The sequence below is a fragment of the Pelagicoccus sp. SDUM812005 genome (genome assembly GCF_031127875.1).
Taxonomy (GTDB): domain Bacteria; phylum Verrucomicrobiota; class Verrucomicrobiia; order Opitutales; family Opitutaceae; genus Pelagicoccus.
Window position 1 is genome coordinate 101007 of sequence record NZ_JARXIA010000016.1, and the last position, 26695, is coordinate 127701.

Annotated in this window: 25 protein-coding genes and 1 pseudogene; 14 read left to right on the forward strand and 12 right to left on the reverse strand. The window is 59.3% G+C overall.

What is annotated here, in order from left to right; genetic code table 11:
* Positions 1-113 precede the first annotated feature (113 nt).
* Positions 114-521, forward strand: coding sequence for a hypothetical protein (locus tag QEH57_RS17715; RefSeq protein WP_309008107.1), 408 nt, complete (start codon positions 114-116; stop codon positions 519-521).
* Between the two features lie 59 nt (positions 522-580).
* Positions 581-1417, forward strand: a complete 837-nt coding sequence (locus QEH57_RS17720) for a glucosaminidase domain-containing protein (RefSeq protein WP_309008108.1) — start codon at positions 581-583, stop codon at positions 1415-1417.
* A gap of 53 nt (positions 1418-1470) precedes the next feature.
* On the opposite strand, the pseudogene rhuM reads toward QEH57_RS17720, so the two are convergent.
* From rhuM to QEH57_RS17740, 4 genes and pseudogenes are all read right to left on the reverse strand, one after another.
* Positions 1471-1841 (reverse strand): annotated as a pseudogene (gene rhuM, locus QEH57_RS25020) (RhuM family protein); the annotation flags it as partial.
* A gap of 141 nt (positions 1842-1982) precedes the next feature.
* Positions 1983-2444: a DUF4411 family protein gene (locus QEH57_RS17730; protein ID WP_309008110.1), complete on the reverse strand. Its 462-nt coding sequence runs from the start codon at positions 2442-2444 to the stop codon at positions 1983-1985.
* Complete coding sequence (locus QEH57_RS17735) at positions 2444-3622, reverse strand: XRE family transcriptional regulator (RefSeq protein ID WP_309008111.1); 1179 nt, start codon at positions 3620-3622, stop codon at positions 2444-2446. The genes QEH57_RS17730 and QEH57_RS17735 overlap by 1 nt, the downstream gene beginning before the upstream one ends.
* Positions 3623-3655: 33 nt before the next feature.
* Entirely contained in the window at positions 3656-4132 is a 477-nt protein-coding gene (locus QEH57_RS17740; RefSeq protein WP_309008112.1) for a hypothetical protein, read from the reverse strand.
* Positions 4133-4381: 249 nt separating this feature from the next.
* On the opposite strand from QEH57_RS17740, the gene QEH57_RS17745 reads away from it, so the two are divergent.
* The 3 genes from QEH57_RS17745 (at position 4382) to QEH57_RS17755 (ending at position 6992) form a co-directional block, all read left to right on the forward strand.
* Entirely contained in the window at positions 4382-5092 is a 711-nt protein-coding gene (locus QEH57_RS17745; RefSeq protein ID WP_309008113.1) for a lysophospholipid acyltransferase family protein, read from the forward strand.
* A 20-nt stretch (positions 5093-5112) separates the two neighbouring features.
* Positions 5113-5880: a phosphoribosylformimino-5-aminoimidazole carboxamide ribotide isomerase gene (gene hisA / locus QEH57_RS17750; protein ID WP_309008114.1), complete on the forward strand. Its 768-nt coding sequence runs from the start codon at positions 5113-5115 to the stop codon at positions 5878-5880.
* A gap of 131 nt (positions 5881-6011) precedes the next feature.
* The gene (locus QEH57_RS17755) at positions 6012-6992 is read left to right on the forward strand and encodes a hypothetical protein (RefSeq protein WP_309008115.1); all 981 of its coding nucleotides are present in this window, start codon (positions 6012-6014) and stop codon (positions 6990-6992) included.
* A gap of 22 nt (positions 6993-7014) precedes the next feature.
* Here QEH57_RS17755 and QEH57_RS17760 read toward each other — a convergent pair whose 3' ends face one another.
* Positions 7015-8025 (reverse strand): Gfo/Idh/MocA family oxidoreductase, encoded by a 1011-nt coding sequence (locus tag QEH57_RS17760; RefSeq protein WP_309008116.1) that lies wholly within the window; start codon positions 8023-8025, stop codon positions 7015-7017.
* 102 nt (positions 8026-8127) lie between these two features.
* On the opposite strand from QEH57_RS17760, the gene QEH57_RS17765 reads away from it, so the two are divergent.
* Positions 8128-8877: a sulfite exporter TauE/SafE family protein gene (locus tag QEH57_RS17765; protein WP_309008117.1), complete on the forward strand. Its 750-nt coding sequence runs from the start codon at positions 8128-8130 to the stop codon at positions 8875-8877.
* 3 nt (positions 8878-8880) lie between these two features.
* Complete coding sequence (ruvC, locus tag QEH57_RS17770) at positions 8881-9453, forward strand: crossover junction endodeoxyribonuclease RuvC (RefSeq protein WP_309008118.1); 573 nt, start codon at positions 8881-8883, stop codon at positions 9451-9453.
* 127 nt (positions 9454-9580) lie between these two features.
* Here the strand turns inward: ruvC and QEH57_RS17775 are convergent, their stop codons facing one another.
* The 4 genes from QEH57_RS17775 to QEH57_RS17790 all read right to left on the reverse strand — a co-directional run bounded on the left by QEH57_RS17775 (position 9581) and on the right by QEH57_RS17790 (position 15145).
* Complete coding sequence (locus QEH57_RS17775) at positions 9581-10942, reverse strand: MBL fold metallo-hydrolase (RefSeq protein WP_309008119.1); 1362 nt, start codon at positions 10940-10942, stop codon at positions 9581-9583.
* Positions 10943-11008: 66 nt separating this feature from the next.
* Positions 11009-11806, reverse strand: a complete 798-nt coding sequence (gene tcdA, locus QEH57_RS17780; RefSeq protein ID WP_309008120.1) for a tRNA cyclic N6-threonylcarbamoyladenosine(37) synthase TcdA — start codon at positions 11804-11806, stop codon at positions 11009-11011.
* Positions 11807-11998: 192 nt separating this feature from the next.
* The gene (locus QEH57_RS17785) at positions 11999-14146 is read right to left on the reverse strand and encodes a TonB-dependent receptor (protein WP_309008121.1); all 2148 of its coding nucleotides are present in this window, start codon (positions 14144-14146) and stop codon (positions 11999-12001) included.
* 9 nt (positions 14147-14155) lie between these two features.
* On the reverse strand, positions 14156-15145 hold the full coding sequence (locus QEH57_RS17790) for an aldo/keto reductase (protein ID WP_309008122.1): 990 nt from the start codon (positions 15143-15145) through the stop codon (positions 14156-14158).
* Positions 15146-15516: 371 nt separating this feature from the next.
* Here QEH57_RS17790 and leuA point away from each other — a divergent pair, with 371 nt between their 5' ends.
* Entirely contained in the window at positions 15517-17184 is a 1668-nt protein-coding gene (gene leuA, locus QEH57_RS17795; RefSeq protein ID WP_309008123.1) for a 2-isopropylmalate synthase, read from the forward strand.
* A gap of 369 nt (positions 17185-17553) precedes the next feature.
* Positions 17554-18420: an HDOD domain-containing protein gene (locus QEH57_RS17800; RefSeq protein WP_309008124.1), complete on the forward strand. Its 867-nt coding sequence runs from the start codon at positions 17554-17556 to the stop codon at positions 18418-18420.
* Between the two features lie 10 nt (positions 18421-18430).
* Here the strand turns inward: QEH57_RS17800 and QEH57_RS17805 are convergent, their stop codons facing one another.
* Positions 18431-18856 carry a Fur family transcriptional regulator gene (locus QEH57_RS17805; RefSeq protein WP_309008125.1) on the reverse strand — a complete coding sequence of 142 codons (426 nt, stop codon included), beginning with the start codon at positions 18854-18856 and terminating at the stop codon, positions 18431-18433.
* A gap of 178 nt (positions 18857-19034) precedes the next feature.
* On the opposite strand from QEH57_RS17805, the gene QEH57_RS17810 reads away from it, so the two are divergent.
* Positions 19035-20156, forward strand: a complete 1122-nt coding sequence (locus tag QEH57_RS17810; RefSeq protein ID WP_309008126.1) for a trypsin-like peptidase domain-containing protein — start codon at positions 19035-19037, stop codon at positions 20154-20156.
* Positions 20157-20219: 63 nt separating this feature from the next.
* Positions 20220-20720 carry a YbhB/YbcL family Raf kinase inhibitor-like protein gene (locus QEH57_RS17815; protein ID WP_309008127.1) on the forward strand — a complete coding sequence of 167 codons (501 nt, stop codon included), beginning with the start codon at positions 20220-20222 and terminating at the stop codon, positions 20718-20720.
* A 50-nt stretch (positions 20721-20770) separates the two neighbouring features.
* Here QEH57_RS17815 and QEH57_RS17820 read toward each other — a convergent pair whose 3' ends face one another.
* Positions 20771-22375, reverse strand: a complete 1605-nt coding sequence (locus tag QEH57_RS17820; RefSeq protein ID WP_309008128.1) for a PrsW family glutamic-type intramembrane protease — start codon at positions 22373-22375, stop codon at positions 20771-20773.
* Positions 22376-22679: 304 nt separating this feature from the next.
* Here QEH57_RS17820 and QEH57_RS17825 point away from each other — a divergent pair, with 304 nt between their 5' ends.
* The 3 genes from QEH57_RS17825 (at position 22680) to QEH57_RS17835 (ending at position 25648) form a co-directional block, all read left to right on the forward strand.
* Positions 22680-23864: an aldose 1-epimerase family protein gene (locus tag QEH57_RS17825; protein WP_309008129.1), complete on the forward strand. Its 1185-nt coding sequence runs from the start codon at positions 22680-22682 to the stop codon at positions 23862-23864.
* A 76-nt stretch (positions 23865-23940) separates the two neighbouring features.
* Positions 23941-25365, forward strand: a complete 1425-nt coding sequence (pyk, locus tag QEH57_RS17830; protein ID WP_309008130.1) for a pyruvate kinase — start codon at positions 23941-23943, stop codon at positions 25363-25365.
* Between the two features lie 100 nt (positions 25366-25465).
* The gene (locus QEH57_RS17835) at positions 25466-25648 is read left to right on the forward strand and encodes a hypothetical protein (protein ID WP_309008131.1); all 183 of its coding nucleotides are present in this window, start codon (positions 25466-25468) and stop codon (positions 25646-25648) included.
* A gap of 37 nt (positions 25649-25685) precedes the next feature.
* Here QEH57_RS17835 and QEH57_RS17840 read toward each other — a convergent pair whose 3' ends face one another.
* Positions 25686-26534: an HDOD domain-containing protein gene (locus QEH57_RS17840; protein WP_309008132.1), complete on the reverse strand. Its 849-nt coding sequence runs from the start codon at positions 26532-26534 to the stop codon at positions 25686-25688.
* Between the last annotated feature and the right edge of the window lie 161 nt (positions 26535-26695).

Genomic DNA, 26695 nt, shown 5'->3' on the forward strand with positions numbered 1-26695 from the left:
GCTCATCGGTTCGCTAGTATGCGCTACTCAGTGCCATCCGGCCAACCCTTACGAGAGATTCAGAACCCTAGGCTTTTGACTTCTGGCCACTCGTCGTGTTGACTGCTCACACTATGAAACGACTCTTCGTATCGATTTTGCTGCTGGCGCTGGCCGGACCTGTCGCCTCGCTTTTCGCGGGTGGCGAGCCGGAGCAGGGCGCCGTGCGGAAGCAATTTGGTCCCTTCGAAGCGCTCACCTTCAACGCCTCCATCCTTCGCGACGTCAAGTACGTTCCCGAAGAGAACAATGTCTACCTGCAGCTCTTTCCCGACCACAAGGAGAAGGAGCTCACCGTCAAGCTCTCCAACGACTACTTCGCAAGCTATCGCGAGTGGCATCACGGAGGCTACGAGCTGGTATCGCCGGCCAACCAAGGCAAGACGCCCTACGGTTGGACCGATCACGTGAACACCTCTGCCAACTACATCGAGTACTGGATGGATGGAGAGGTTTTTCTGCACCTGAAGCGCGTCAAGTAGTCCTCGGACTGCACCGCCGCAGGATTGCTGTCGCCTAAACCAAGGGGAAACAGGGAAACATGAGTCCAATCCGCAAACCAAACATGTCCTTTTTGAGCGGGGTTTCGCTCGCCAAGAGGAGCGACTACCAGACCTGGATGTTCGTGGCCGCCGGCTTGAGCCTGCTCTTCATCGCCGTCTACTCCGTCTTCAGCGTGGTCGAGACCATTATCGACGAACCGGAGCGCAGCGAGGAAGTCCGCCTGCCCAACTTCTCGGCCATCACCTCCACGCAGGAGCGCAAGCAAGCCTTCTTCGAATTCCTCGAGCCCTTCGTGGCGGAAGCGAACGGAGACATCCTGGAGGAACGGGCGGAAGTGCTGAAGCTGCAGGCTTACTTCGAGCGCAACCAGCGCCTGAACGGCAGCCGACTGGAGAGCTTCAACGAGCTGCGGGAAGCCTACAAGCTCGACCCCGTGGATGCGGCCAGCCCTGGCGCCTTCCGGGAACTGCTCGCGCGGGTCGATACCATTCCCACGTCCCTGGCCCTGGCTCAAGCGGCCATCGAGAGCGGTTGGGGAACCTCCCGCTTCGCCCGCCAGGGCAACAACCTTTTCGGGATGTGGTGCTACGAACCGGGCTGCGGCTTGGTGCCCAAGCGCCGCTCCGCCGGCAAGAAGCACGAGGTCACGGTCTACCGCAGCCCGCGCGAATCCTTCCTCGCCTACCTGCACAACCTGAACACCGGGGCCGCCTACGAGGCCTTGCGCGACATTCGGGCCGCCCACCGCGAAAACGGCGTGGAGCCGACCGGACGCGACCTGGCTCCCGGCTTGGTTCGCTACTCGCAAGAACGCTGGACCTACGTGGACAAGGTTCGCGGCATGATTTCCGCGAACCGCTTGGACGAGCGCTGAAGGGGGAATCGTAATCGTCCGATCGAGTGGCAGGCCAATCGGGCTTGCCCGGCGACGGACGGGTTCCTGAGCCGCTCGTCATCCATGGTGAAGCCCTTGCCGAGGTCTTCCTGCAGACGCGTCTTGGCCCAACGCCTGACCTGGGTGCCGCGTCTCGATTTTACCCGAAAGCCGGCTGCGAGAATTGCTTCGATATAGTCGTGATCGATTTCCCGGACGACCTCTCTTTCGCCCTCCACGCGAACGATCCGGGAATTCCGGATAGTTGCTTTTTCATCGAGCTCTTCCTCCTGATAGAGGTTCTTGAGGTGCTCATTGATTATACGAACGTCGCGATCTTAAAGCTCCGCCACCAAGGCCTGTGAGAGCCAGAGGTCTCGTTCTCGAAGCGACCCTCGACGCGCCATTTACCGTCCTCGGTGATTTAGAGGATGAACTCGCCTTTCAGCTCTTGGGGTATTTCGGAATCGACTGTCATTGAGAGATTAGGCGAAGGTGCAGATCCGCTCTAAGGAGTCGTGCTTCCAGATTACTGAATTCGGTGTATTGGAAACGAGAGGTTGTGTTAGAACTTCCAGCCAATTTCCCTAAGCATCTCCAAAAAGGAAATGCAGCGTATTTCTCGCTTTATACAAACATCGGGGATTTTTGGGTTGTTGAGGCTGCCCGATGCTCTTTCGCCGGTCACGACAGTTGCTTTGAGATGCTCAGCTGTCGCTATTACAAAAGGGTCGGCTTGGGATCTGTTTCGTTTCGTGTCTACAAGTCTTGGATACGTTGCTAGCAGTTCGAAGACGATTTCTTGGATTTCGCTTTCGATAGGGACAAGCATCTCTTTTCGGTCTTTTATCCATTCGTGAAGTCCATCTTCTTTCTTAGCTATTTCGATGTAGACTTCCTCACTCGAAATGATGGCTCCATTTGTAACGTGTTCTTCAAGCTTTGTCCAAAGAGAAGGGAATACGTCTTGAGGGTAGTCGCGAACCCAACCGTCCATCCAAGCGCTGGTATCGATACAATATTTCATCAGCGGCTGGATCCCGGTCCGACGGAAAGCTCCTGTCTAATATTAGCGAAGTGAGTTGGCTTTGTTCCGAGATAGTCACTTGCCGCGCTGGTCGATATCAATCGCCTATCGTAGGCATCGAACACCATTCGAGCAAAACCGCGGCCATCCCGCGAAAGCACTTTGACATGCTGTGGAATGGCTCCGCCCGTACCAGTTTTCACGTACCAGACTTTATTACCCCATGAATCACGCTTGTGGCGATAGGTTGACTGTTGAGACTTTCGAAGTGTGACCAGTCTCCGCAAGACCCCTTCGGGGCTGACTTTCACTCTCTGAGAGAGTAATCGTAGGGCGTTGTCGTCGCCATGGTTTGCCGCCGGATATTTTTCTGCTAACTTAAGAAAAGGAGTTTGAGGGAGTAGGGCAGCGGCAGCGAATGCGTTTGCAGCAATCTCGAGTTTTTGTTCCTCTGGTGACCGCATGCCCTCCATTCTGGAAGTCTGATGGCCAGCTGCATGCATGAGTACGTGAACGTATTCGTGGATTAGCGTGAACACTCGCCCGTGCGGTGCATCCTTGCTGTTGATCAGGATTATTGGGAAAGGTTGGTCTGGGATGCAGGTGCCTCTCATTTCTCTAAGAGGAGCGTCGCCTGTTTGGAAAACCAGTATGCCCTTTGCCTCGATGGCTGTACGCCAGGCAGCCAAGGCGGCATGGGGGCTCGGCCAGTTTATCTGGTTTTCCCAGCTTACGCCAAGGGAGTCGCGAATGTAGGCTCCGGCTTGTTCTTGATTCAGGTTCGGATGCAGCTGCTCCTCGATAGTATGGGGAGGGGTGCTCAGAATTTCGCTCAACTCGATTGCTGCGGCTCTTTGATAATAGGCTTTGCGAATGGCTTGAACGAGCTCCGGCGACTCCGTTCCCGGAGCTTCTCCCGGCAGACGGCGAAACTCTTTTTGAGGCGAAAAGTCTTTAGGAGGTTCAGGCAGGAAGAATACAGCAATTGGGCGTTTGTAGGCGGCCCCTAGTTTTCTGAGTTGCGGTATCGTCGGGCTACCATCGCCTTTTTCCCATGCCGAAAGCTGCTCTTCCGTTATTTTGGTCTTACGAGCCGCATCGCTCAGGTTCAGGCGGGCTGAGGTCCTTGCCCAAGCAAGAACTTCTGGTTTTACGGGTGCTGGAATGCGTTTGGGCATGGCTAGAGATCCGAAAGGCTGATTCTACTAACTTCAACGATTGAGAAAAGGCTTTGTCTTACAAGCATTTGACGATAGCTCCTCCGCTAGTTTTTCGGCTACGCGGATGCGGAGTTCTCCGGAGATGAGCTTTGGGAGGAGGGTGTCGCGGAGTTTGGTTTGGGTGGTGGCCGACTGCTTTTGGTTGCCTGGAACCTTGGTGACTATCGGCTCTGCTGCCTTTTCGAAAAGCTCGCTTGGCTCGATATCGTGCAGGGCGCCTTTGTGGGAGGGGGTGCTCTTTTCGACGTCGGAGAGGGCGGTGTCGGTGGTGATGTCGTCCTGCTTGGCCCGCTGGGTGATGATGGGGGACCAGCGGGAGATTTTGGGCAGATCGAAGTCTTTCTTCATGGCGTTGGCTTCGACCATCTCGAAGACTTTGGCGGTGGCTGCCTTCTTGGCGGCTTTGCGGGCAGATTTCTTAACGAGGGAGGATTGCGGCATGTGATCGGGAAAGAGGGATTTGCCCATCGGTCTGGGGCGGTCCTGATACGAGAGAGGGAAGGTTGCTTTACGTTTGGCTGCTCTAGGTAGATTTGCGAGGTGAAAATTCGCTGAAGGGAACGATGCTGCAGGACAAGCGAGGGCCGCGCTCTTGGCAGCTTGCTGGGCGCTGTCTTCCTTGGGGGGCAGCTGGGGTGGAGGTATTGTAGGGATACACTTAGCGCTCTAACCTTGACGGTTTGGCGTGGGCGTTTGGAACTGTAGCCGTTCCTCTACATGGCTACTGACGAATCACTTAGCAACGTTCCCCGCAAGACGCGCCTCATCGCGTTCCTGACTTTGTCGGCTATCAAGGTCTTCAGTTTCACCTATCGGCTGAGGGTAGTAGGGCATCCGGAGCATCTGCTGGGGCTGGTGGGGCGGGGCGATTCCGTGGTGGTGGCCTGCTGGCACAACCGCATGTTCTACTTCGCGACCTACATCTACCGCTACCTGCTGCGCAAGCAGTTCAAGCTGGCCATGATGTCGAGCGACTCGAAGGACGGGGAGATCGGCGCCACCATCGGCAAGTACGCCGGGGCCAAGGTCGTGCGCGGCTCCTCCTCGCGTCGCGGCGCCTCCGGCTTGCGAGGCCTGTATCGGGCCATCGTGAAGGACAAGCACTCCATCATCATCTTGCCCGACGGATCGAAGGGGCCGGTCTACGAAGCGAAGGTCGGGGTCGCGGCCTTGGCGAAGATGACCGGCAAGCCGATATTGCCGGTTTCCTGTTGGGCAAGCGACTACTGGCGGATCCGCTCCTGGGACCGCATGATCTTTCCCAAGCCTTTCGCTCGCATCCTGATCACAGTGGGGGACCTGATCGAAGTGCCGCGCCGTTCCGACGACGACGAGCTGGAGGCCTTCCGGCAGCAGGTGCAGGTGGAGCTCGACCAGCTTGGCTTCCGGGCGGAGGAACCGTTCAAGAAGGTTTGCAAGTGCATCTAGAGTCCGCATCTGAGTAGCCCATGCGCTTTCGCCCCTGTATCGATCTAAGAAATGGCAAAGTCGTCCAAATCGTGGGCGGCACGCTTTCCGACAGCTCCGAGTCGAGCGTGGAGACCAATTTCGAGTCGGAGATGGCTCCGGCGGACTTTGCCCGCATGTACCAGCGCGACGGGCTGACCGGCGGGCATGTGATCGCCCTCGGCCCGGGCAACAAGGAGGCGGCTCTTTCGGCCTTGGCGGCTTACCCGGGCGGCTTGCAGTACGGCGGCGGGGTGACGGCTGAAAATGCGGGCGAATACCTGGAGGCGGGCGCCTCGCAGGTGATCGTGACCTCTTACGTGTTCCGCGACGGAAAGGTCGATTTCGGGCGCTTGGAGAAACTGGTTTCGGAAACCGGAAAGGAGCGCCTGGTCTTGGATTTGAGCTGTCGCGCCCGCGACGGGCAGTACTGGGTGGTGACGGATCGCTGGCAGAATTTCACCAGCACCTGCGTGGATGCGGATACGATCGCGGAGCTCGGAAAGTACTGCTGCGAGTTTCTGGTGCACGGGGTGGACGTGGAAGGGCGCATGAGCGGCATCGAGGAGGACTTGGTGCGGATGCTCGGCGCTAATTGTGAACTGCCAATGACTTACGCGGGTGGTGCTCGGTCGCTCGAGGATCTGGATCGGGTGGAGAGCTTGGGCGGCGGCAAGGTGGACCTGACCATTGGCAGCGCCTTGGACGTGTTTGGCGGGCAGGTGGCTTACGCGGACGTGATCGCCTGGCACCGCAGCCGCAACCCCTAGGGCAGGGGAATTTTATCGAACCCCCTGCGGGCGAGCAGGGGGTGGAGCCTAGCTGATTTTGAGTGGTATCCGCTCTACAGTAGGAATCCCTTGGGCCGATCCTATTAGAGAACTCTTGGAGGATCGCATTTATGAAACAGCTCGTTCGCACAGCTCACACCACGACTTTTGGACTTATTTCTCGGATTGCCCTGTCCGCAATCGCCCTTGCCGCCACCGCTGCTAGCCATGCCTCGGACTTCAAGGACACGGAGGTCGAGTGGGAGTTCAAGTCGGGCTTGGACAAGGCCGCTTTTGCGAAGGCCTTCAATGCGAAGATCAAGGAAGGCTTCCGCATCGCGGATATCGAAACCTACCGCAGCGGTCGCACGACCACGGTTTCGACCATTTGGACGAAGCTCGCGGTGGCGGAAGTGTGGCAGGTCGAGATGTCGCTCCCGATCGCCGATTTTCTCGATAAGCACGAGGCTCACCTCAAGAACGGCTATTCCTTGGTCGAGTTCGAGGTGGATCGTTTCGGGGCGACCTTGCATTTCTCGGGAGTTTGGATGAAGAGCCAGGAAGGGCTGGAGACTGAGTTCTACTTCGGAATGGAGAGCCTCTCGTTCTCGAATCGCTACGGTGAAATGGCGGACCGAGGCTTTCGCTTGATCGACTTCGAGGCCTACGAAGCGAACGGGAAGTTTCGCCACGCTGGGGTTTGGATGAAGAACGACGGGTACGAGGTGCGCTTCTACCGCGGCATCGAGAAGGACAAGTTTGCGAACGTAGCCAAGAGCTTGGACGCAGGGGGCTTTCGCCTTCTCGATATCGAAGGCTACGACTTCGAGGGCGAATTCGTTTTCGGCGCGGAGTGGGTGAAGCGGGCCGAGTGGCAGAAGAGCCAGTACGCCTTCGACCTGTTGCCGGACGAGTTCTACAATAAGAACTCGATGTATTTGAGCGATGGATACCGTTTGACTGAGTTCGAAACCTACGAGGACAACGGCGTGGTCTACTACTGCGGTAGCTGGCTAAAGGGGAATCCTGCCGACTACGCGGCGGAAGAAGCCCAGGCCGAAACCAAGAAAAAGAAGAAGTCCTCGCTCGAGCAGTTCCGCACGGGGAACTAAGGCGGTTCTCGCCACGTTCGCTCTAGAGCGAAAGCTGTTGCATCCAGTCGGCTATGATCTGGTTGGTGCGACGCGTATCGGAGATCTTCATACACGGAGCCTCGGGCTGTTCGCCCGCAAGCAATTGGGCAAAGGTGTCGGCCTCCACGCCGTAGAGTTCGCGACTTTCCCGGCCTTTGAGGATTTTCGGGGAATCGGCGTCGGCTAGGTGCAGCTGGAAGCTCCACTCGCCGCCGCGCGGGCCGACGATCCAGGGTTCCGCCACGTCGATCCAACCCTTGCTGCCGTAGATCCTCACATGGTTGTTTTGGGCTAGCTGGGTGCTGCAGGAGATCTGGGCGAGGACGCCGTTCGAAAATTGCAGGTTGGCGATGGCCAGGGTATCGGTTTCGCACTGCGGATCGATTTGGCCGCTCCCGCCGGTGCATTGTACCTCGGTTTCCTCTCCGCCGTTGGCGAGGTCCGCGACCATGCAGGCGAAGGAGGCGGTGTAGCCTCCCACGTCGAGTATGCCGCCGCCGCCAAGTTTCTTGGAGAAGAGGCGTCCTTCGGGATTGTAGGGAGCGTGGAAGCCGAAGGCGGCTTGCACGAGCTTCACTTCGCCGATGGCGCCTTCGCGCAGGAGGGCGGCGACTTTGGCGGTTTGCGGGTGGCAGCGGTACATGTAGGCTTCCACGAGGGTCACGCCCGCTTTTGCGGCGGCGGCGATGATGGCTTCCGTTTCTTCCATGTTCATGGCGATCGGCTTTTCGCAGAGGATGTGCTTGCCGGCTTGGGCGGCCGCGATGGCCATTTCCGCATGGTAGGGGTGGGGCGAGGCGATGTAGACGGCATCGACGTCGTCCTGGGCGAGCAGTTCGGCGTGGCTGCCGTAGGCGGCCGGGTTGCCGTGCTGGGCGGCGAAGTCCTTGGCCGCCTCGAGGGAGCGGCTGGAAACGGCGGCCAGAACGCCGGTGTTGGAGGAGGCGATGCCCTCGGCGAAACGCCCTGCGATGAAGCCAGTCGATAGAATTCCCCAGCGTAGTTTTTGCATGGAGACGTATGTTGGAGCGGGAGGGAATCTTGGCGAGACTGGATGCTGCGAATCGCCAGATTTTCGTTTGCCTTTCGATGGGCATCGGTCTCCTTCGTGGGGATGGATTTCGAGTTATGGCGATGGGCGATGTTTGCGCTTGCGGCCTTGATCATTGGTTTGAGCAAGAGCGGCGTGCCGGGGCTTGGAATCCTCAATGTAGCGATTTTCCAGATACTTCTGGAGTCGAAGGAAGCGGTGGGCTTCGGCTTGCCGCTGTTGATAGCGGGCGACCTGTGCTCCCTGCTGATCTACCGCAAGCATGCGGAGTGGAAGCACATCTTTCGCTTGGTGCCGTGGGCGGTTGCGGGAGTGGTCGTTGGCTGGCTGACCTTGGGGGCGATGCAGGAAAACCAGGCTCGTTTGGTGATCAGCATCGTGCTGGCCGTGATGCTGGGGCTGCACGTGCTTAGGGAAAAGTATCCCAAGCTCATCAGCGCCGCCTTGCCGCACAGCTACGGAGCGGCGGCCAGCATCGGCGTGATCGCGGCCTTCGTGTCGACCTTGGCCAACGCGGCCGGTCCGATCATGATCCTGTTCCTGCTTTCCATGCGCTTGCCGAAGATGGCCTTCATGGGGACCAGCGTCTATTTCTTCACCTTCTTGAATATCTTCAAGGTGCCTTTTTTGCATCAGCAAGGCTTGGTGAATTGGGGAAGCTTGGAAGCGAACCTCAAGCTCCTGCCCTTCGTGCTGGCAGGCAGCGTTCTGGGTTACCTGTTCGCCAAGAAGATTAGCCAAGCCTGGTTCGAGCGGGTCGCCTTTTGGCTGACAGTTGCCGCGGTGGCTTACATGTTGTTCATTTCGTTTTAAGCAATGGCGCGCAAAGGAGTAAGAGATCTGTGGAAGGCTAAGGTCGCCGGCAAGCCGGTGGCTTCGAATATCGGAGCGATGGCTTCCCTCGTGAAGAAGAAGTACGTGGGTACGATCCTAGGCGTGGACCCGAGTTTGCGCGGGTCTGGCTTCGCGGTGATCGAGTTTGCGAGCGGCGGACGCCAAACCTTGCTGCGGAGCGAGACCCTGAAGCAAAAGCCGAAAGTCAGCATGCCGCAGTGCCTGGGCAACATTTGCGAAAAGATGCTCCATCTTTTGGATACGTACGAGATCGACGTGGTGGCGCTGGAGCAGACAATCTACGTGCAGAATTTCCAGACGGCGCAAATCTTGGGGGCGGCGCGGGGGGCGGCGATCGCTGCGGCCGCCATGCGCGGCAAGGAGGTTTTCGAGTATCCGCCGCTGCGCGTGAAGCAAGCGGTGGTGGGGAACGGTCGAGCCAGCAAGGAGCAGGTTGCCAAGACGGTCCGCACCTTGTTAGGCCACGGCGCCTTGCTGGAGCTGGACGAATCGGACGCGGCCGCGGTGGCCATGACTCATGCCTTCACCGGCTAGACGCTTGTGCGGCGCGGCGGTCGGCTAGAGCGTTTTTCGTTTCGTTAGTCGTACTGTGTGATGAGGGAGACGCGGCGTGCCCGGCGGTCCCGCCCTACCTTATGCCAATGATCAAACGAAAAATGCGCTAGATTTCGACCGGCTTTAGCGGTTCGGGATCGATGACGTTGACCGGATGGTCGGCGGCTTCCAAGGCTTGGCTGAACCAGTCGCGGGCGCCGGGGTCGCCATGGGTGAGCACGATGGACTTGGGTTCGGCCGCAAGGGCGAACTCGAGGATTTCCTCCCGGTCCGCGTGGCCGCTCATCTCGTAGCGGTCCACCTGGGCGAGGACGGGGCACTGGTAGTCGAGCACGTCGAAAAGGAAGGTTTGGCCGGGCTTGGTTTCCAGCAGCTTGCCGCCAGGGGTGTCGGGGTCGCAGTAGCCGACGAAGCAAATCGAGTTTTTAGTGCCGGCCAGAATGGTGGAAGCCAGTTGGTAGCTGGGGGTCCGCTCGACCAGCATGCCGCTGCTGAGCACGAAGACGCCGGGTTCTCCGGGCTCCTTGCCGGGAGTGAGCTTGCGGGGCGGGCGCTTGAGGCGCAGCTCCTTGGTGACCTTGCGGGTGTAGTTGATCAGCTGGGTCCGCTTGGTGATGTGGTCGAAGTAGTCGGCGATATCGAGTCCGAGTCCAGCTCCGTAGACGGGGCACTTGGGGAGGCGTCCATCCTTGCGGGCGTCGTTGAGGAGGGTGAGCAGCTCCTGCATGCGGCCGAGGGCGAAGACGGGGATGAGGACCGAGCCGCCGCGGCGGATGGTTTCGCCGACTTGCTTGAGCAGGCGTTTCACCTCGCTCTGGCGGGTGGTGCCTTCCGTGCGTTCCGTTTCGCCGCGGGTCGTTTCGATGACCATGGCGTCGAACTTCTTGGCCTTGGGAAAGCGTGCTCCGTTGAGCACGCGTTGGTCGTCGAAGAGCACGTCGCCGGTGAAGAAGACGGTCTTGCCGCCGTGCTCGATCTGGAAGCCGCCGGCTCCCGCAACGTGCCCTGCTTGGTAAAGGGTGATGGTGATGGCTTCGCCCTTGAGGTTGAGCTGCAGCGGCTCCTTGTACTTGAGCGGCTCGAAGCGGCTGGAAATGCCGTCGATGTCCTCGTGCGTAAAAAGTGGATACTCCGGGATGCGCTTCTCTTCCTTCTGGCGCTTCATCACGTTGCAGGAGTTGTGCAGCATGCGCTCGACCAGCATTTGGCTGGGGAGGCTCATGAAGACGCGGGCCTTGGGGTGGCGGCGCAGGAGGACGGGCAGGGAGCCGATGTGGTCGAGATGGCAGTGGGTGACGATGACGAAATCGATTTCCCGGTCGCCAATATGGTCGAAGTCGGGCATGGCATCGTTTCCGGTCAGCTTGGGATGGAGCCCCGCATCGACTACGAAGTTGTAGCTCCCTGCTTCGACGAGCAGCGAATTTGAGCCTATGCCTCCCTCTCTATTAAGATCCGTAATTTTCATGCCGACTGGAAAAAGGGCTGGATGGAGAGGGAAAGCCCTCCAGCGGTCAAGGCATTTGAAAGTGCCCTATTCGCTGGGGGAAGCCAGTCCAGCGAGGGCTTTCAGGACGTGGGAGGCGGCGAAGAAGCCGAAGGTGCCGGTCAGGTGGGTGGCGGCGCCGTAGCCGCTGGAGCAGTCCAGGCGCACGCTCTGGGGGCCGGAGTCCTCGCCTTCGAGCTCGCAGCTTTCCGGGGGGCGAGGCTCTTCGGGGGAGAAGACGCAGTCGATATGGAACTTGCGCTTCTTTTGGCGGGGAAATCCGTGCTGCTGCCGTAGCTGCTTGCGCACCCGCTTGAGCAGCTGGTCGTTGATGGAGCGGGCCAGGTCGCAGATCTGGATCTGCGTCGGGTCGATGCGGCCGCCGGCTCCGCCGATGGTCAGGATGGGCGTTTCGAGGCGCTTGCAGGCGGCGATGAGGGCGACTTTGTGGTTGGTGCTGTCGATGGCGTCGATGACGTAGTCGAAGCCGGCGGCGAGGATTTCGTCTACGTTCTTGGCCGTGAGGAAGGTGTGCACGGTCGTGACTTGGCACTCTGGATTGATGGCCCGGCAGCGGGCCGCCATGGTCTCGATCTTGGAGGCGCCGATGAGGCCGTCGAGGGCGTGGATCTGGCGGTTGACGTTGCTTTCGCAGATGTCGTCGAGGTCGACGAGAGTGAGGTGGCCGATGCCGCTGCGGGCGAGGGCTTCCACGATCCAGGAGCCGACCCCGCCGATGCCGACTACGCAAACGTGGGCGGCGCGGAAGCGCTCGAGCGCAGCGGCTCCGTAGAGCCTGCCGATGCCGCCGAATCGGAAATCAAAGTTTGCCTGCGTGTCTGCCATAGCGTCTGAAAAAGAGACTGGGAAGGTGCCGAACTTCGGCACGCTGGCAAGTTCGCTTTTAGTCGAGGGACTCGAATCGTAGCGCCGAGCTTTAGCCGGCGTCCTTTGCGCAAGCTCTTACCTTCGTGGACGCTGGCTAAAGCTCAGCGCTACGGGGATCGCCCCCTTGTTCCACCAGGCTCTGACCGGACGCTACTTTTTCCAAGTGTAGCTCAGCAAGAGTTCGCGGGGTTCGTCGATGGTTATGAGCCCGTTGGTGGCGATGCCGGTGACGTTTTGCTCGTCGAGGGCGTTGCTTAGGGTGAGGGATAGGCTTTGCACGCTGTCGAGCGCGAAGTGGGCTCCCAGCGAGAGGTCGGCGGTGGCTCCCAGGCGCCGGGTGTTGCTGAGGTTTTCCCAACTGCGGTCGTACCAGCGGTAGGCCGCCCAAAGGCTGAGCTTCTTGCTCGCCTGCCAGTCGAGGTTCGCCACCGCTTTCCAAGGGGAGGATTGCGGGAAGCGGTTGCCGATGAGCTCGCTTCGCTCGTCCCGGCGAATTTCGGTTTGGGAATAGGTCGCGGTGAGGGACGCCTGCAGGGAGTCGCCGAAGGCGCGCTCTGCGTGTAGTTCGGCGCCGGATACGTAGCTGCGGTCGAGGTTGACGCGCGCGCTGCCGGAGCCTCCTTCCGGGATGAATCCGAAACGCGGGTCGAAGCCGGAGTCGGTGGTGAAGAGGGCGTTTGCGATCATTTCGTCCGCCTCGTAGAAGAAAGCGGAGAGGCGGAGCTTGGAGTGGGCGTCGTCGGATTGCTGCAGGTAGGCGAGCTCGGCGCCTTGGTGGCGTTCGTTGGCGAGCTCGGGGTTGGATTCGGTGATGTCGTTGCGTACGCGAAAGGGGCGGTAGAGTTCGTTGAGGGTGGGGGCTCGGTAGCCGCTAAAGAGGGAGAGCTGGGTGGCTCGAGTATCCGAGAAGCGGTGCGTCCAGTTCAGGTTTCCGCTCAAGGCCTTGTTGCTGGAGTCGGGGTAGCGCTCGTCGAGGATGAGGCTGTCGGTTTCGGTGTTCGTCTCGATGCGTCGGCCCGCTCTGCGGCGAATTTCTTCGAGGCGAGCGGTAAGGGTGAGGGTGTCGCGTTCTCCAAGCTTGGACTGCGTTTGGGCGAAGAGACCGAAGAACTGCTGCTCGCCGCCGGCGAAACGGTCGCGGGTGAAGCCGGCCCCGAGGTTGCGGTAGCGTTCGTTGACGGAACCTTCGATGAAGCGGAAATCCAAGCCTGCAGAGTATTGGTGAGGTTGGGTTGGATCGCTTCGATAGACGGCGGCTCCCCCGATGGCTTGGGCGGGAACGTCGTATTGGTCGAGGGCTGGCCGCTCGGAATTGCGGTCTTCGGCGACGGAGGCGAATACGTTTTGGAAGTCCCGGTCTTGCAGGTAAAGGCTGAGGTTGAGGCTGGCGTTTTGCGAGGGGATGGCACGTTCGGATACGAGGGAGAGATCGAGGGCTTGGCTCTCGTTTTGCCCGATGGGAGTGCCGTTGCCGCGAGATTCGTCGAACCAGCGTAGGCTGAGTTGGGAGTTCCAGATGTCGTTGTTTTTCCAGGACAGGCGGGAACTCAAGCTGCTGGCCTGCGAGTTGGCCGGAATGTCGACGCTTCCCCGCTGGCTCTCGAGCAGGGTGTGGAAGCCGTCGCTTTCGAAGTGCCGTATTCCAAAATCGAATACGGAATCGTCCTGCAGCTCGATGGCGGCGTAGGCTTTGAGGTCGTAGCGCTGGGAGCTGCCGATGCTGGCTTGGAAGGTGCGGGCTCCGGGCGCGGCGGCGTTGTCTACGATGGACACCAGTCCGCCCGAGGCCATGTTGCCCCAGCTTTCCGCAATACCGCTGGGGTAGAGGGAGAGGTCCTCGATTCGGGCGAGGTCGTACTGGTGCCAGTAGATCCACGCTCCAAAAGGGTCGTTTTGGGGGACGCCGTTGTAGAGCACGAGGCTGCGGGAGGTGGCGTTGGCTCCGAAGTTGCGTAGGCGTACGCCTTGGGTGGTGGGGTGGGCGGCCGTGGCATGGGTGCGGCGGTAGCTGGCGATGCCGGGGTAGGATGCGAGGGCGTCCGAAATATCGCGGAAGTGGTCGAGATCGAGATCGGGTAGTGAGATCGTCGATACGGCCGATTGGGCGTAGTTGCCGTTCGTCAGGATACGGTTCGCATTGGCGAGGAGCGGATCAAGCTCGTAGGTGGCATCGTTGGCATAGCCTGTGGCGCAAGTAGCCAGCAGGGAGGCCGCTATCAGTTTCAGTTTCGCTCGCATAGGAGTGGAATGGGAGTCGCAAGCTGAGCCTAGGTCGAGCTTGGCTTTCGTTCTCGGCACTTTTTTCGCCTAGTAGGGGCCGCGAATATGGTCGCGTACCTCCTGCTTGTAGAAGTCGCGTAGGGTTTGATGGAGGGCGGCGGGGAGCTCGGGAAGGTCCGCGATCGCGGCGTTGCCTTTGGCCTGTTCTACGCGGGTGGCTCCCGGGATGACGACTGAGACGGCGGGATAGTCGAGGATCCAGCGCAGGGCCATTTGGGCGAGGGTCATCCCTTCGGGGACGAGGGGCTTGAGCTGGTCGGCGAGGGCGACGCCTTTCTCGAAGGGAAGCCCGGCGAAGGTTTCGCCCACGTTGAAGGCGGCTCCATCCTTGTTGTAGTTGCGGTGGTCGGATTCGCCGAAGTTTGTATCCACGGAGAACTTACCGGTGAGAAGACCGGAGGCGAGGGGGACGCGAGCGATGATGCCGACCTGTTTTTCCTGGGCTAGGTCGAAGAGTTTGCGGATCGGCTTTTGGCGGAAGATGTTGAAGATGATCTGGAGCGAAGCGAGGGCGGGCGCTTTCTCGATGCATAGGAGCGCTTCCTCCATCGATTCGACGGAGGCTCCGAAGCGCTTGATTTTCCCTTCCGCGACCAAGGACTCGAGGATGCTCCAAACTTCGTCGCCGCGCATGACGTCGGTAGGGATGCAGTGCAGCTGCACCAGGTCCAGGGCTTCGGTTTTCAGTCGGGCGAGGGACTCCTCGACGCGGCCGCGAATGCTGGCGGCGGTGTAGTTGTCGGGGTAGAGGTCGCCGAAGCGTCCTAGCTTGGTGGCCACGAAGACTTCGTCTTGCAGGGAAGACTGGGAAAGGAAGTTGCCGATGATCTCTTCGGAGCGGCCGCCGCCGTAGACGTCGGCTGTGTCGAAGAAAGTGACGCCGCTGTCGACCGATGCCTTCAGGATGGCGTTTGCCTCCGCGAGGTCGAGCTTGCCCCAATCGCTGCCGAGTTGCCAGCAGCCGAGGCCGACGCGCGAGATTTGGGTTTGGTCTTTGCCGAATGGATTGAATTGCATGGGGGAAGCGTAGGTCGGGGAAGGGCGTGGGCAAACCCAATTGGGACCGTCCTCGCTTAACTGTTTGCTCTCACAGATGAAAGGGAAGTGTGGGCCGGAGATCGGGCGGGGACGCTCGAACCTTGACAGCATCGGGGGGAGCGGTTGTGTTCGCCATCCTCTGATGAAGATTAACGTCCTAACGAAGCTACGACTTAGCAACCTAGACAGCCTATTCCTCGCTTAAGAATAGGGGCTGTCGGGACGTACGGATGTATCATCGCTCCTCGGTGAGGACGCGCCAGTATTGGATCAACAGAGTATCGGCCCGGCATTTTTTGGGATTGCCCCTCCCATTTAGAGACGTTCGTTTTCACAACCGATAAAATGCCATGCAAAAAAAGCCCATCAGCAAGTACCGACCCTATCCGGTAATCGATCTGCCTGATCGCCAATGGCCAAGTCGCACCATCGACAAGGCCCCTATCTGGTGCAGCGTAGACCTACGCGACGGTAACCAATCGCTTGCGATTCCGATGAACGTCGAGGAGAAGGTCGAGCTATTCAAGACGCTGGTGGCTATCGGCTTCAAGGAAATCGAGGTCGGTTTCCCCTCCGCTTCCGAAACGGAGTTCGCCTTTCTCCGTCGCCTTGTATCGGACAACTTGATACCGGACGACGTGACCATCCAGGTCCTGGTGCAGTGCCGCGAGCACTTGATCCGCCGTACCTTCGAATCGCTGGAAGGGGTGAAGCGGGCAATCGTTCACATCTACAATTCCACCAATCCGTTGCAGCGCCGCGTGGTCTTTGGTTCCTCCAAGGACGAGATCCGCGACATCGCGGTGGAAGGCGCCCGCTTGGTCAAGGAGCTGGTTCCGACTTTGCCCGGCACCGAGATCGTCCTGCAGTATTCACCTGAGAGCTTTTCCGACACCGAGCTGGAATTCTCCCTCGAGTGTTGCGAAGCGGTGGCTGACGTTTGGGAGCCTACACCGGAGCGGAAGATGATCTTGAACCTTCCCGCCACGGTGGAGCTTTTCACGCCGAACGTGCACGCGGACCAGATCGAGTGGTTCTGCCGCAAGTTCAGCCGTCGCGACAGCGTGATCATCAGCTTGCACACGCACAACGACCGCGGAACGGGCGTCGCTGCCACGGAGCTCGGGCTCTTGGCGGGCGCGGACCGGGTGGAGGGAACGCTTTTCGGCAACGGCGAGCGTACCGGAAATCTGGATATCGTGATCGTGGCCTTGAACATGTACACCCAGGGCTTGGATCCGGAGCTGAACTTTTCCAACCTCAACGACATCCGCGAGGTCTACGAGCGCGTGACGAAGATGGACGTGCCGCCGCGTTCACCTTATGGTGGCGACTTGGTCTTCACTGCTTTTTCGGGATCCCACCAGGATGCGATCAAGAAGGGCTTCGCCCAAATGCCGTCCGACGAAAAGGCCCTTTGGCAGGTTCCCTACATGACCATCGACCCGAAGGACTTGGGGCGCAGCTATCGCGCGATCATCCGCATCAACTCCCAGTCCGGCAAGGGCGGGGTGGCCTACATCATGGAGAAGGAGTACGGCTTCAACATGCCCAAGGCCATGCATAAGGAGCTGGGAGCGGTGGTCAACGCGATCGCGGACAAGACGGGCGAGGAAATCACTCCGGCCGGCGTGTTCGAGTGCTTCAAGAACGAATACATTCGCAACCGCGAGCCGCTCGACGTGCTCGAGTACCGCTCCGAGCGCCTCGACGACGAGACGGTCGAAGGCTGGGCAGTGGTGCGCCACAACGGCAAGGAGATCAATCTCCGCGGCACCGGCAACGGTCCGATCGCGGCCTTCGTGGATTCGGTCGCGAGCATCGGCTATTCGGATTTCGAGCTCCTTTCCTATAGCGAGCATTCCCTCTCGAAGGGAGCCCGTTCGGAAGCGGTTTCCTACATCGAGCTGAAAGGTCCGACCGGCAAGAGCTGCTTTGGGGCAGGCATCGATACCAACATCTCGATGGCCTCCATTCGCGGCGTGGTCAGCGCCTTGAATCGGCTGGTGAAGGACTAGCGTCTTCCCGCGGCGCGAAATATTTCTGCAAAGTCCGACCTCCTTGCGAGGTCGGACTTTTTTTTGCGGGCGAGGTTCAACGACCTACTAGGCGCGATTCCGCCTCTCGATAGGGGATACGTGTAAATACTGGGGTTAAAACCTTCGTAGAGGGGACTTAAGGTGTTCAAAAATCGCTAATAATCAGATCTTTATTTGAAACTTCGGAAGAATGGTTTAGGTAGTTAGCGTAGAATCCGAAATACTCCTAAGTATGACTGTCGTTTGTACAGCTAGCCAACCACTAGAAAGCTCGATTGAGTCTCTGATTTCTCTCTGGAGCATTGGGCTGTCCAGTTCGGGGGAGGATGAGCTAAACGGTTCCCGTCCATGAACAAGCAGCAAGTCATAGACTTTCTCACTACGGACTTTTCGTTAGCGAACTTACCGGACTCCTTCATGCAACTGCGTCGGATCGCGAACGATCCGCATTCCGACATCGAGGACGTGGTCGAGGTGGTTCGGAAAGACGCTGAGTTGGCGGCGAGCCTGCTGAAGCTTTCCAACTCTTCCCTGTACAACAACGGCAGCTCTCACGTCGGTACGATCGAGGACGCGGCCCAGCTGCTGGGCTTGAGGAAAGTGGTGGAAAGCTCCTTGGCGCTCGGAGTGATCAAGCAAATCAAGATCGACCACGACGGCTTCGACCTGCGGACCTTCTGGACACGCAGTCTCGCGGTTGCGACGATTTCCGAGGACGTCTACCTCGCAGCGCCTCGCCATCTGAAGACGATCGTCGATCCGAAGCTGCTCTACACGGCAGGCTTGCTGCACGACATCGGCATGCTGGCCCTGATCCAAGGTTTTACGGACGAGATGTTGGAGCTGATGGATCGCTCCAACCACGAGGGGATGGCAATCCACGAGATGGAGCAGCGAACCTTTGGTTTCACCCATCAGGACGTCGGTCGCATCCTTTTCAAAAAGTGGAGCTTGCCGGAGGAGCTGCAATGCGTAGCGGGCTATCACCACAATCCCATCGAGCTGCGCCGCCGCCTCTATTACCCCTTGGTCGACCTCGTGTACATTGCGGACTACATTTGCAGCGTTTCCGAAAACGAGCTCGCCAACATCCTCAAGCCGAAGATGTACGAGGAGGTATGGAAGCGCTCAGGGATGAGCCTCGATATGGTCGAGGACTTTTCGGATCGGCTCGAGGACGTATTCGCTTCCTCCGACGCCATCCTGACCTGTTAGGCGATCCTGGCTAGCGGCAGTCGCCGCAAACCCCGTAGAGCTCGAGCACGTGGGTGACTTCGGTGAAGCCCAGCTTGGCGGCCAAGGTTTCCAGCTTTTCGACTTCGCAGTGGTCGAGCTTCTCGGCCTTGTGGCACTTGCGGCAGATGATGTGGTGATGGTGGTGCTCCTCCGCGTTGAGCTCGAAGAGCGACTTGCCCGATTCGGTGGGGATGCGGGTGGCGATGCCAGCGGCCTCGAAGGTTTCCAGATTGCGGTAGACGGTGACGAGGTCGTAGTCCTGAGCCCCGAGGGAGAGGTGGGCGTCTTCGGCGGAAAGCGGCTTTTGGCTTTCGACCAGAAGGCGAAGCAGAGCCTTGCGCGGTTCCGTGATGCGGTACCGCTCCTTCTTTAGCGATGAGATCGCTACCTCGTATTGCTTTTCGGGCTTCTTCATTTCTGAACGGATAGAGAAACTAGGGCGCCGCAGGCGCGCCTCAACTAAAAAGGTCTGGGCGAGGCGGCTTTGCGATTCTTGGGACTTGATTCGATCCTTTCGCTAAACGAGCTTTCCTAAAGGCCTGGGCGACGCTCGCTTGGGGCGTTCAACTTTCCCTATCTGGCTCCTCGCATCTATGTCCGAATCTCGCAGTCCCTATCGCATCGTTCTCCCGCTGCTCGTATTCGCAGCGACCGTTTTTGTCATGACCTACGTTGCGAGGCAGCTCTTCGAGCAAAAGAACGGGAGCCTGCACGTGGATACTCCAGCTATCCCCAACGCGGGCGAGCTGCTGCCGGACGAGCGGAATACGATATCCATTTTCCAGAAGGCCTCTCCGTCGGTGGTGTTCGTGTACAACTTGCAGAACCAGTTCGATCGCCGGACCTGGACCGTTTCGGAAGTGCCGCAAGGTTCGGGCTCCGGCTTCCTCTGGGACAAGTCGGGCCATATCGTAACCAACTACCATGTGGTAGCGGGGGCGAACCGCATCGCGGTGACCTTGATCGACGGCAAGACCTACGAGGCCAAGAAGATCGGCGAGGAGCCGAAGAAGGACCTGGCCGTGTTGAAAATCGATTTGCTCGGCATCAACATCACGCCTTTGGGGGAAACGGTCGCCGATTCCTCCAAGATCATCGTGGGGCAGAAGAGCATCGCCATCGGCAACCCTTTCGGGCTCGACCACACGCTCACGGTGGGAACGATTTCGGCGCTGGGACGCAGCATGGCGTCCATTGTGCAAAACGTGACCATTCGCGACATGATTCAAACCGATGCCGCCATCAATCCCGGCAACTCGGGCGGCCCTTTGCTCGATAGCCACGGCCGTCTCATCGGAATGAATACGCTCATCCTGCGCGACTCAACCGGCATCGGGTTCGCGGTCCCTTCCAATACGATCACCCGTATCGTCAACCAGATCATCAAGTATGGCGAACCGGTGCGCTCCGGAATAGGCATTACAGTGGTGAGCGACGGCTCTTTCGTGCAGCGTCTCGGACTTAAGGGGGTTATGCTCCAATCGGTGCAGGAAGGCTCGCCTGCGGAAGCGGCGGGACTGCGCGGCCTGGAGTTGAACCGGAGCGGCCGTATCGTATTGGGAGACCTTATACAGTCGATCGACGGGCAAGCGATTGAAACCGTCGACGACCTGTACCATACCTTTGATCGAAAGCGGGAAGGGGAAACGGTGACGATCGTTTTCTTCCGAGATGGCCAACAGTATACCGTCGATATAACTTTGGTCCGGATCTAGCTTCCCTAGTCGCTATTAGATCGATAACCAAAAACGAAACTCAACCTTAATAGAATCAAGCTTATGAATACCTTTACGCTAAGAAGTGACGATCTCGGTGGAAACTTTACCGAAGAGCAGCTTGCCAATATTTTTGGATACAACGGGGGCAACGTTTCTCCGCACCTGAAGTGGGAGAACGCTCCTGCTGGCACCAAGAGCTTCGCGGTCGTTTGCCACGACCCGGACGCCCCCACGCCTAGCGGCTTCTGGCATTGGGCCGTATTCGATATTCCAGGAAACGTGACCGAACTTGCGAGCGGAGCGGGCGACCCGGAGAAGAAGCTTTTACCCGAGAAAGCCTTCATGGCCGAGGTCGACACAGGGATGGCTGCCTATTGCGGACCTTGCCCGCCACTCGGAGACTTCACGCATACGTATTTGTTTACTGTATACGCCTTGGACGTGGAAAGCCTTGGAATCACGCCGCAAACTCCGCTTGCCCAAGCCAGCTTCATGATGGTGATGCAGCACGAGCTCGCGCGGGCGTCCATCGTTTCCTACTACAAGCCCAAGAAGGCTTAGGGCGTGTCTTTAAAGACGCGCCCAAGGGCTTTGCGGCCTCGAGGATGCTTTTAATAGATGTCCTCCGGGATTTCGCGGTAGAACATAACGAGCAGGATCCCGAGGCTGAGCGTTTCTTCGATGAGAAGCGTTGCCGATTCCATGGGGCCTCTATCCCAGGCGAGCAGCAGGTAGGAGGCTCCGAACACGAGCACCAGTCCCCAAGTGAAGTGAGCGGACAGGCTGATGGTGTCGTTCCAATTCGGACGCAGGTGGCGGAGCCAGATAAAGTACTGGTAGCTTGCCAGGATGAAGACCACGGAGCTCACGAGGTTGTAGTCCCGAAGCTCGGGCACGATGATGAAGGCGTCGTAGGCGCCGTGAGCCAGAACCGCGAGGCCAAAGGTCGACACGGCGGTATTGATATAGGCGCCGCGGTACCGATAGGCTTGGGCCAGCGTGAGTCCGCAAACGCCCGTGAGGGCGAGGTGGAAAAAGTTCGCCGTAACGAAGCGTCCGAAGGCGGCTAGGCCCTGGCTTTGCTCGAAGTAGCTGATGTTTTCTTCGATGGCGAAGCCTAAGCCCACGAGGCTAGCGAGGATGAGGGTCGCAAGCTCGTCCTTTTGCTTGGCCAGGAAGGGAATGAGCGGCGCGAAGCAAAGCAGCTTGAGAAACTCCTCCCTGAGTCCGATCCCGGCGACGCAATAGATCGCCTGGCTGAGCAAGTCGTCCCCGCGGCTCAAGCCCAATTGGTCCTCCTGGAAGTAGATCGCCAGAATGGTCAGGTGGGCGGAAAGCGCTCCGAGAAGCAAGGCGGGCAGGGCCCCTTTCACGGCGGTCGATTTCCAGCTCAATTCTCCGCCGAAGCGAAGGATCAAGCTCACCCAAACGCCACCCGCCACCAAGGCTAGAAGGAGGATGCTCGGCGGTAGGTCCTGGTAGGCGACAGGGAAAAGCGTTTTCAGTAGGACGGGCCAATCCATGGTCTCCAAGGCGATGTCTCGCCGGAGCAGGCTGTCTATGAAGGGGGCGTAGTTCGGATCGTCCAGAAGCGGCCGCAGTTCGCTAAGCAAGTTGTGCCGGTCGTAGAGCGCTACGAGTCGTTGGTGGGCCGCGTCGCTCGGGTGGGCTTTCGCTTCGGATCGAGCCGCTTGGATCGCGGACCCATTTTTTGGATACAGGGTATAAAAAAGCGACAAGGCGAAGTTCGCGTAGGGTGGAGGCGGCTCGCGTTCGCAGAGTTCGCGGAGCGAGGGACCGGAGGGCGGACGCTTTTCGGCGCTGCCTTCGCGCGCCGCTTCCGCGAAGGCCGCCAGCAGGGCGTATTCGCCGTCGCTGAGGCGGGCGAGTTGGGCCCGAGGCGGCAGGGTGGAATGGAGGGCGGAGGAAGGCAGCGATAGCAGGTACTGCAGGGCGTAGAGCTTTTGCGGGAGCGGGGTATCGCCCCAGAGCTCCGCTCGGACCGCTTCTTCGTATTGGGCGGTGTTGACGGCGATGGGTGCCGTATCGCTTCCTAGGAAGATGAAGCGTTCGGAAGGGCTTGGGGAGCGATGGTCCTGCGGTTTCAGTTTCCATGCCGCGAAACCGAGCCCAATGATGAGAATCAGCAGGAGAGCCGAGCTTTTCCAGAGAAAGGAAGAGGAGCGGGTCAGTTCGTAGGCTTGGCGCTTGTTCACGGGAGCAATTGAGCGGATTTTTTTGAATTGGAAAATTCGATTCTGGGGAAGGCGCTAGACTGAGCGAACCCGATCCGGCTTCAATGCTCTTTGCTAGCGTTTTGGAAAATTAGCTGGGTGGAAGGCCTGCTCGCGAGTCGTTCGCGGTCTATTTTATATGTAGCGATTGATTCTAGTCGCTGGGGGCTCTTTTAACCTTGATTCGACGGGGGCGAGTTTCGAGCGTGGCGGTGTTGCGGTGGTTTCTAGGATTCCAGCTGTAAGGAGTCCGTAACTACAGCTTTTAACCCTGTCCCCACTTCTTATGGCCTTCTCTCAATCCCTCATTCACCCGGAAAGCGCGGAATCGATGCCGTCGCTGCAAATCGACGGTAGGCGGGTTCCTGTTGGAACGAAGCACGCGTGGTCGGTGCGGACCCGCACTTTGCGCGGTGGCACCCAGGAGGGAGTGGACGTAGTCGAGATCGACACCGGCAAGCTCGCCTTTGCGATTCTTCCGACGCGGGGCATGGGGATTTGGAAAGGCCAGGCTGGAAAGATTCAGCTGGGCTGGGATTCGCCCGTCAAGAGGCCCGTGCATCCCGCTTTCGTGCAAGGCTTGGAAAATGGTGGGCTTGGTTGGCTGAAGGGATTCAACGAATGGATCGTTCGCTGCGGACTATCCAGCATGGGGGCGCCCGGAATGGATACGCTTGTCGACAACAACGGCAACGCCATGGAGGCCTTCTTGCCGCTGCATGGCAATATCGCCAATATTCCAGCCCATACCGTTTCGCTCGAGGTGACGGAGGAGGCAATCGTGCTGCGAGGCGAGGTCGACGAGACCATGATGTTCGGTCCGGCCTTGCGTCTGCAAACCGAGATTCGAGCCGCCTTCGGATCCAGCAGTCTCACGATTGTGGATACCGTGACGAACCTGGGCGACAAGCCGACCGAGCACGAGCTGCTCTACCATGTGAACTACGGGAGCAGCCTGCTGGAGAAAGGTTCGCGCTTCGTGGCTCCTTTCAAGCAAGTCGCCCCGCGCGACCCGCGAGCGGCGGAAGGAATCGCTGAGTTCGATCGCTACGCGGCCCCGCAAGCTGGCTTCGTGGAGCAGGCGTACTTTTTCGAATTGGCCGGCAAGCGCGGCAGCCGCCAGACCTTGGCCATGCTGAAGAACGCCAAGGGCGACCAGGCTTCCCTGCTTCGTTATTCGCTGAAAGATTTTCCCTGCTTTACGCTGTGGAAAAACACGGCTGGGGCGAAGGATGGCTACGTGACGGGGCTCGAGCCTGCCACCGCTTACCCGAATCCCCGACGCTTCGAACGCGAGAAGGGCCGCGTCCTGACCCTAGCGGGCGGCGAGTCGCGCACGACCACGCTCGTAGTTGAGAATTTGGATACCAAAAAAGCGATTCGAGCAGTCGAAGCGGAGATCAAGGCCCTGCAGAAGGGCGCGAAGGGAACGGTGCACTCCCAAGCGATCGCCAAGTTTTCCGACTTGTGAAATCGGGAAGGCACCTGCTCAGCGCTGCGTTTTTCGAGCGAGCAGGAAATGGCGTCTTTCCTGCTGTAGCGGGGGCATGCCAGCCGCACATTCCTTCTTTCGCCATACCAAGATAATCGCCACCCTCGGCCCCGCCACCGATACCAAGGAGATGCTGGCGAAGCTGATCCGCGAAGGGGTCGATATCCTTCGCCTCAACATGGCCCATGCCAGCCACCAGTGGGTCGACGACGCCATGTGGCACATTCGCGAAGCCTCTTCGGAGATCGGCCGCCATGTGGGCGTGATGATGGACGTGAAGGGGCCGGAGATCCGTACCGGAAAAGTGGCGACAGCCATCGCGGTCGGGAAAGGCGACTTGTTCGAGATCTATGTGGAGGGAGTCGAGCCGAGCGGCGACGTCCCTGCGGTTTCCACCAACTATCCGGGCTTGCCGGCGGACGTGGAGGTGGGCGGCGTGATCTTGATCGACAGTGGCTTGATTCGGATGCGGGTCCTTTCCAAGGACGAAAGCCGGGTTCGGCTCGAGGTTTTGACGCCGGGCGAAATCGGGTCGAAGCGCCATATCAATTTGCCGGGCGTATTCGTCAACCTGCCCTGCCTAACGGCCAAGGACGAGGAGGACTTGCGGGCTGGGGTGAAGGCGGGAATAGACTTCGTCGCCCTTTCTTTCGTGCGGCAAGCGTCCGATATCCGAACCTTGCGGGCCTTTTTGGACGCCCTTGGTTCGCCGGCCAAGATCATTGCCAAGATCGAGGACCAGGCGGGAGTTCGCAACATGGACGAGATCGTGGAGGAAGCGGACTGCATCATGGTGGCCCGCGGAGATCTGGGCATCGAGATCGACTACCATCGCCTCCCCTTGGTGCAGCGCGATCTGGTGGCGGCCTGCCGGGCGGCGGGCAAACCGGTCATCATCGCGACCCACTTGCTGGAGACCATGATCGTCTCACCGATGCCGACCCGGGCCGAAATCTCGGACATTTCCAATGCGATCCGCGAGCAGGCCGACGCGATCATGCTTTCCGGTGAAACGACAGTGGGGAAGTACCCGCTCGAGTCGGTGCAGGTCATGAAAAACATCATCGAAAGCATCGAGCCATCGGTCAGCTACGACTTGAACCGCGACATCGAACTGCCGACGCCCAAGGCCAAGCTGCTGCGGTCGGCGGCCCGGCTCGCCCAAGACATGGGCGACTCGGCGATCGTGGTCTTCACTCGCAGCGGCTACTTGGCCTATACCTTGGGAGCCCTGCGGGCCCGCGGGGCGCCGATCTTTGCGTTTACCGATGTGGAATCGATCTTTCGCCAGCTTCTTTTGCCTTGGGGCGTGGAGCCTTTTCTCATCGAGTTCTTCGACAATCCGGAGGAGACGATCAGCCTTTCCTTGAAAATTCTGAGGGAGAAGAATTGGGTGGCCAAGGGGACGACGGTGGCGGTGATCACCAACGCTTTGGCCGAAGGCAAGGTGATCGATACGCTGCAGCTGCGCACCCTGTAGGCGCGGCCTCGGGCGGGGAGGCGATTTTTTTCCAAAAATCCTGTCACCGTCCGGGCCGAGCGGGGCACTTGTTTCGTGAAAGCATCAAATTCCACGAAACATGAACGACAAGATATTCAACACCAAGGCCTGCGTCGGCATCGCCGCAATCGTCGGCGGCGTCAGCGCCGTCACCGTAACCCTCTTCGCGATTTTCTCTCCCGGGAATCTGGCCCCCGCAGCATGGATGGTCGGCTCCCTCTGCGCCATGGGCCTCGGCCTTGGCTACCTGATCAGCAAGTAGGCGCCGGCGTGGCCAACGCGACTCCGGGCAGCGAATTTTAGGCAGCGAGCTCTTGGCTGAGTGTCTCGATGCGTTGCTTGACCTCCTGGTGGGCGGCTCGCAAGGCGTTGATGTCGAGCCCGGCTTCCTTGAGTCGCTTTTGCGTAACGGTCCAATAGGACTTTTCGCCCGGAGCCCCGCGTCCGAGGTTGTCGGCGATGGCGGCGGCCAGGGTGAGCAGGTAGGCGTGCAAGTTCTTCTCGGGCGCTTCCTCGGGGCTGTATTGGTAGCGAAGGGCCTCGATCGCGCCTTCCGGAAAGTTCCAGGATTCCAGGACGATGGCGGCTGCCTCCGGATTGGTGACGCCGAGCTTTTCCTCTTCCCAGAGCAGCAAGGGCGTTTGCTCGTTAGCCGCGTAGCTCGGCGGCACGATGAACTTCTGGGAGCAGGCGTCGACGATGGTCTTGCCCATGCTTCTCAGGAGTCCAAGGGTGTAGGCCTCCTTTTCGTCGATGCCGACCGCCTTGGCGAGGGCTTCCATGGCGAGTCCGGTTGCCACGGCGTTTTCCCAGAAATGCCAGCCGTCGATGCCGTAGGTCGCGTTGCGGCGGGCGAAGGAATTGGATGCGGCTGCCATGCCGACGACCTTGAAGAGCTCGGCGAATCCGATTCGCGAAATCGCTTGTTCGATCGAGTCGACGGGGGAGCCGAGGCTGAAGGCCAGGCTGTTGGAGATCTTGAGGACTTTGGCGGTTAGGGAGGAGTCGCTTTTGACGAGGGCGACGATGTCCTTGGAGCTGGTGTTGCGATCCTTCAGCATCTTGGTGAGCTTGGCGAAGATCTGAGGCGAAGGCGGAAGTTTTTGGGCGGCTGCTTTGAGTTCTAGTTTCGAAATGTTATAGGCCATGTTTTTCGATGTGGTTCGGTCAAGTTGCCCCTGCAAATCGACCGCTCGAAAAGCGGCTTAAGAGACGAAATCGTCAATTGGCTTTAAAAGCGCTCCTGCCTGGAGCAGGCACCGTTTTTGCGTCCGTGGCGGAGCCGGTTTTAAGAGTTGCTCCTGGCCGC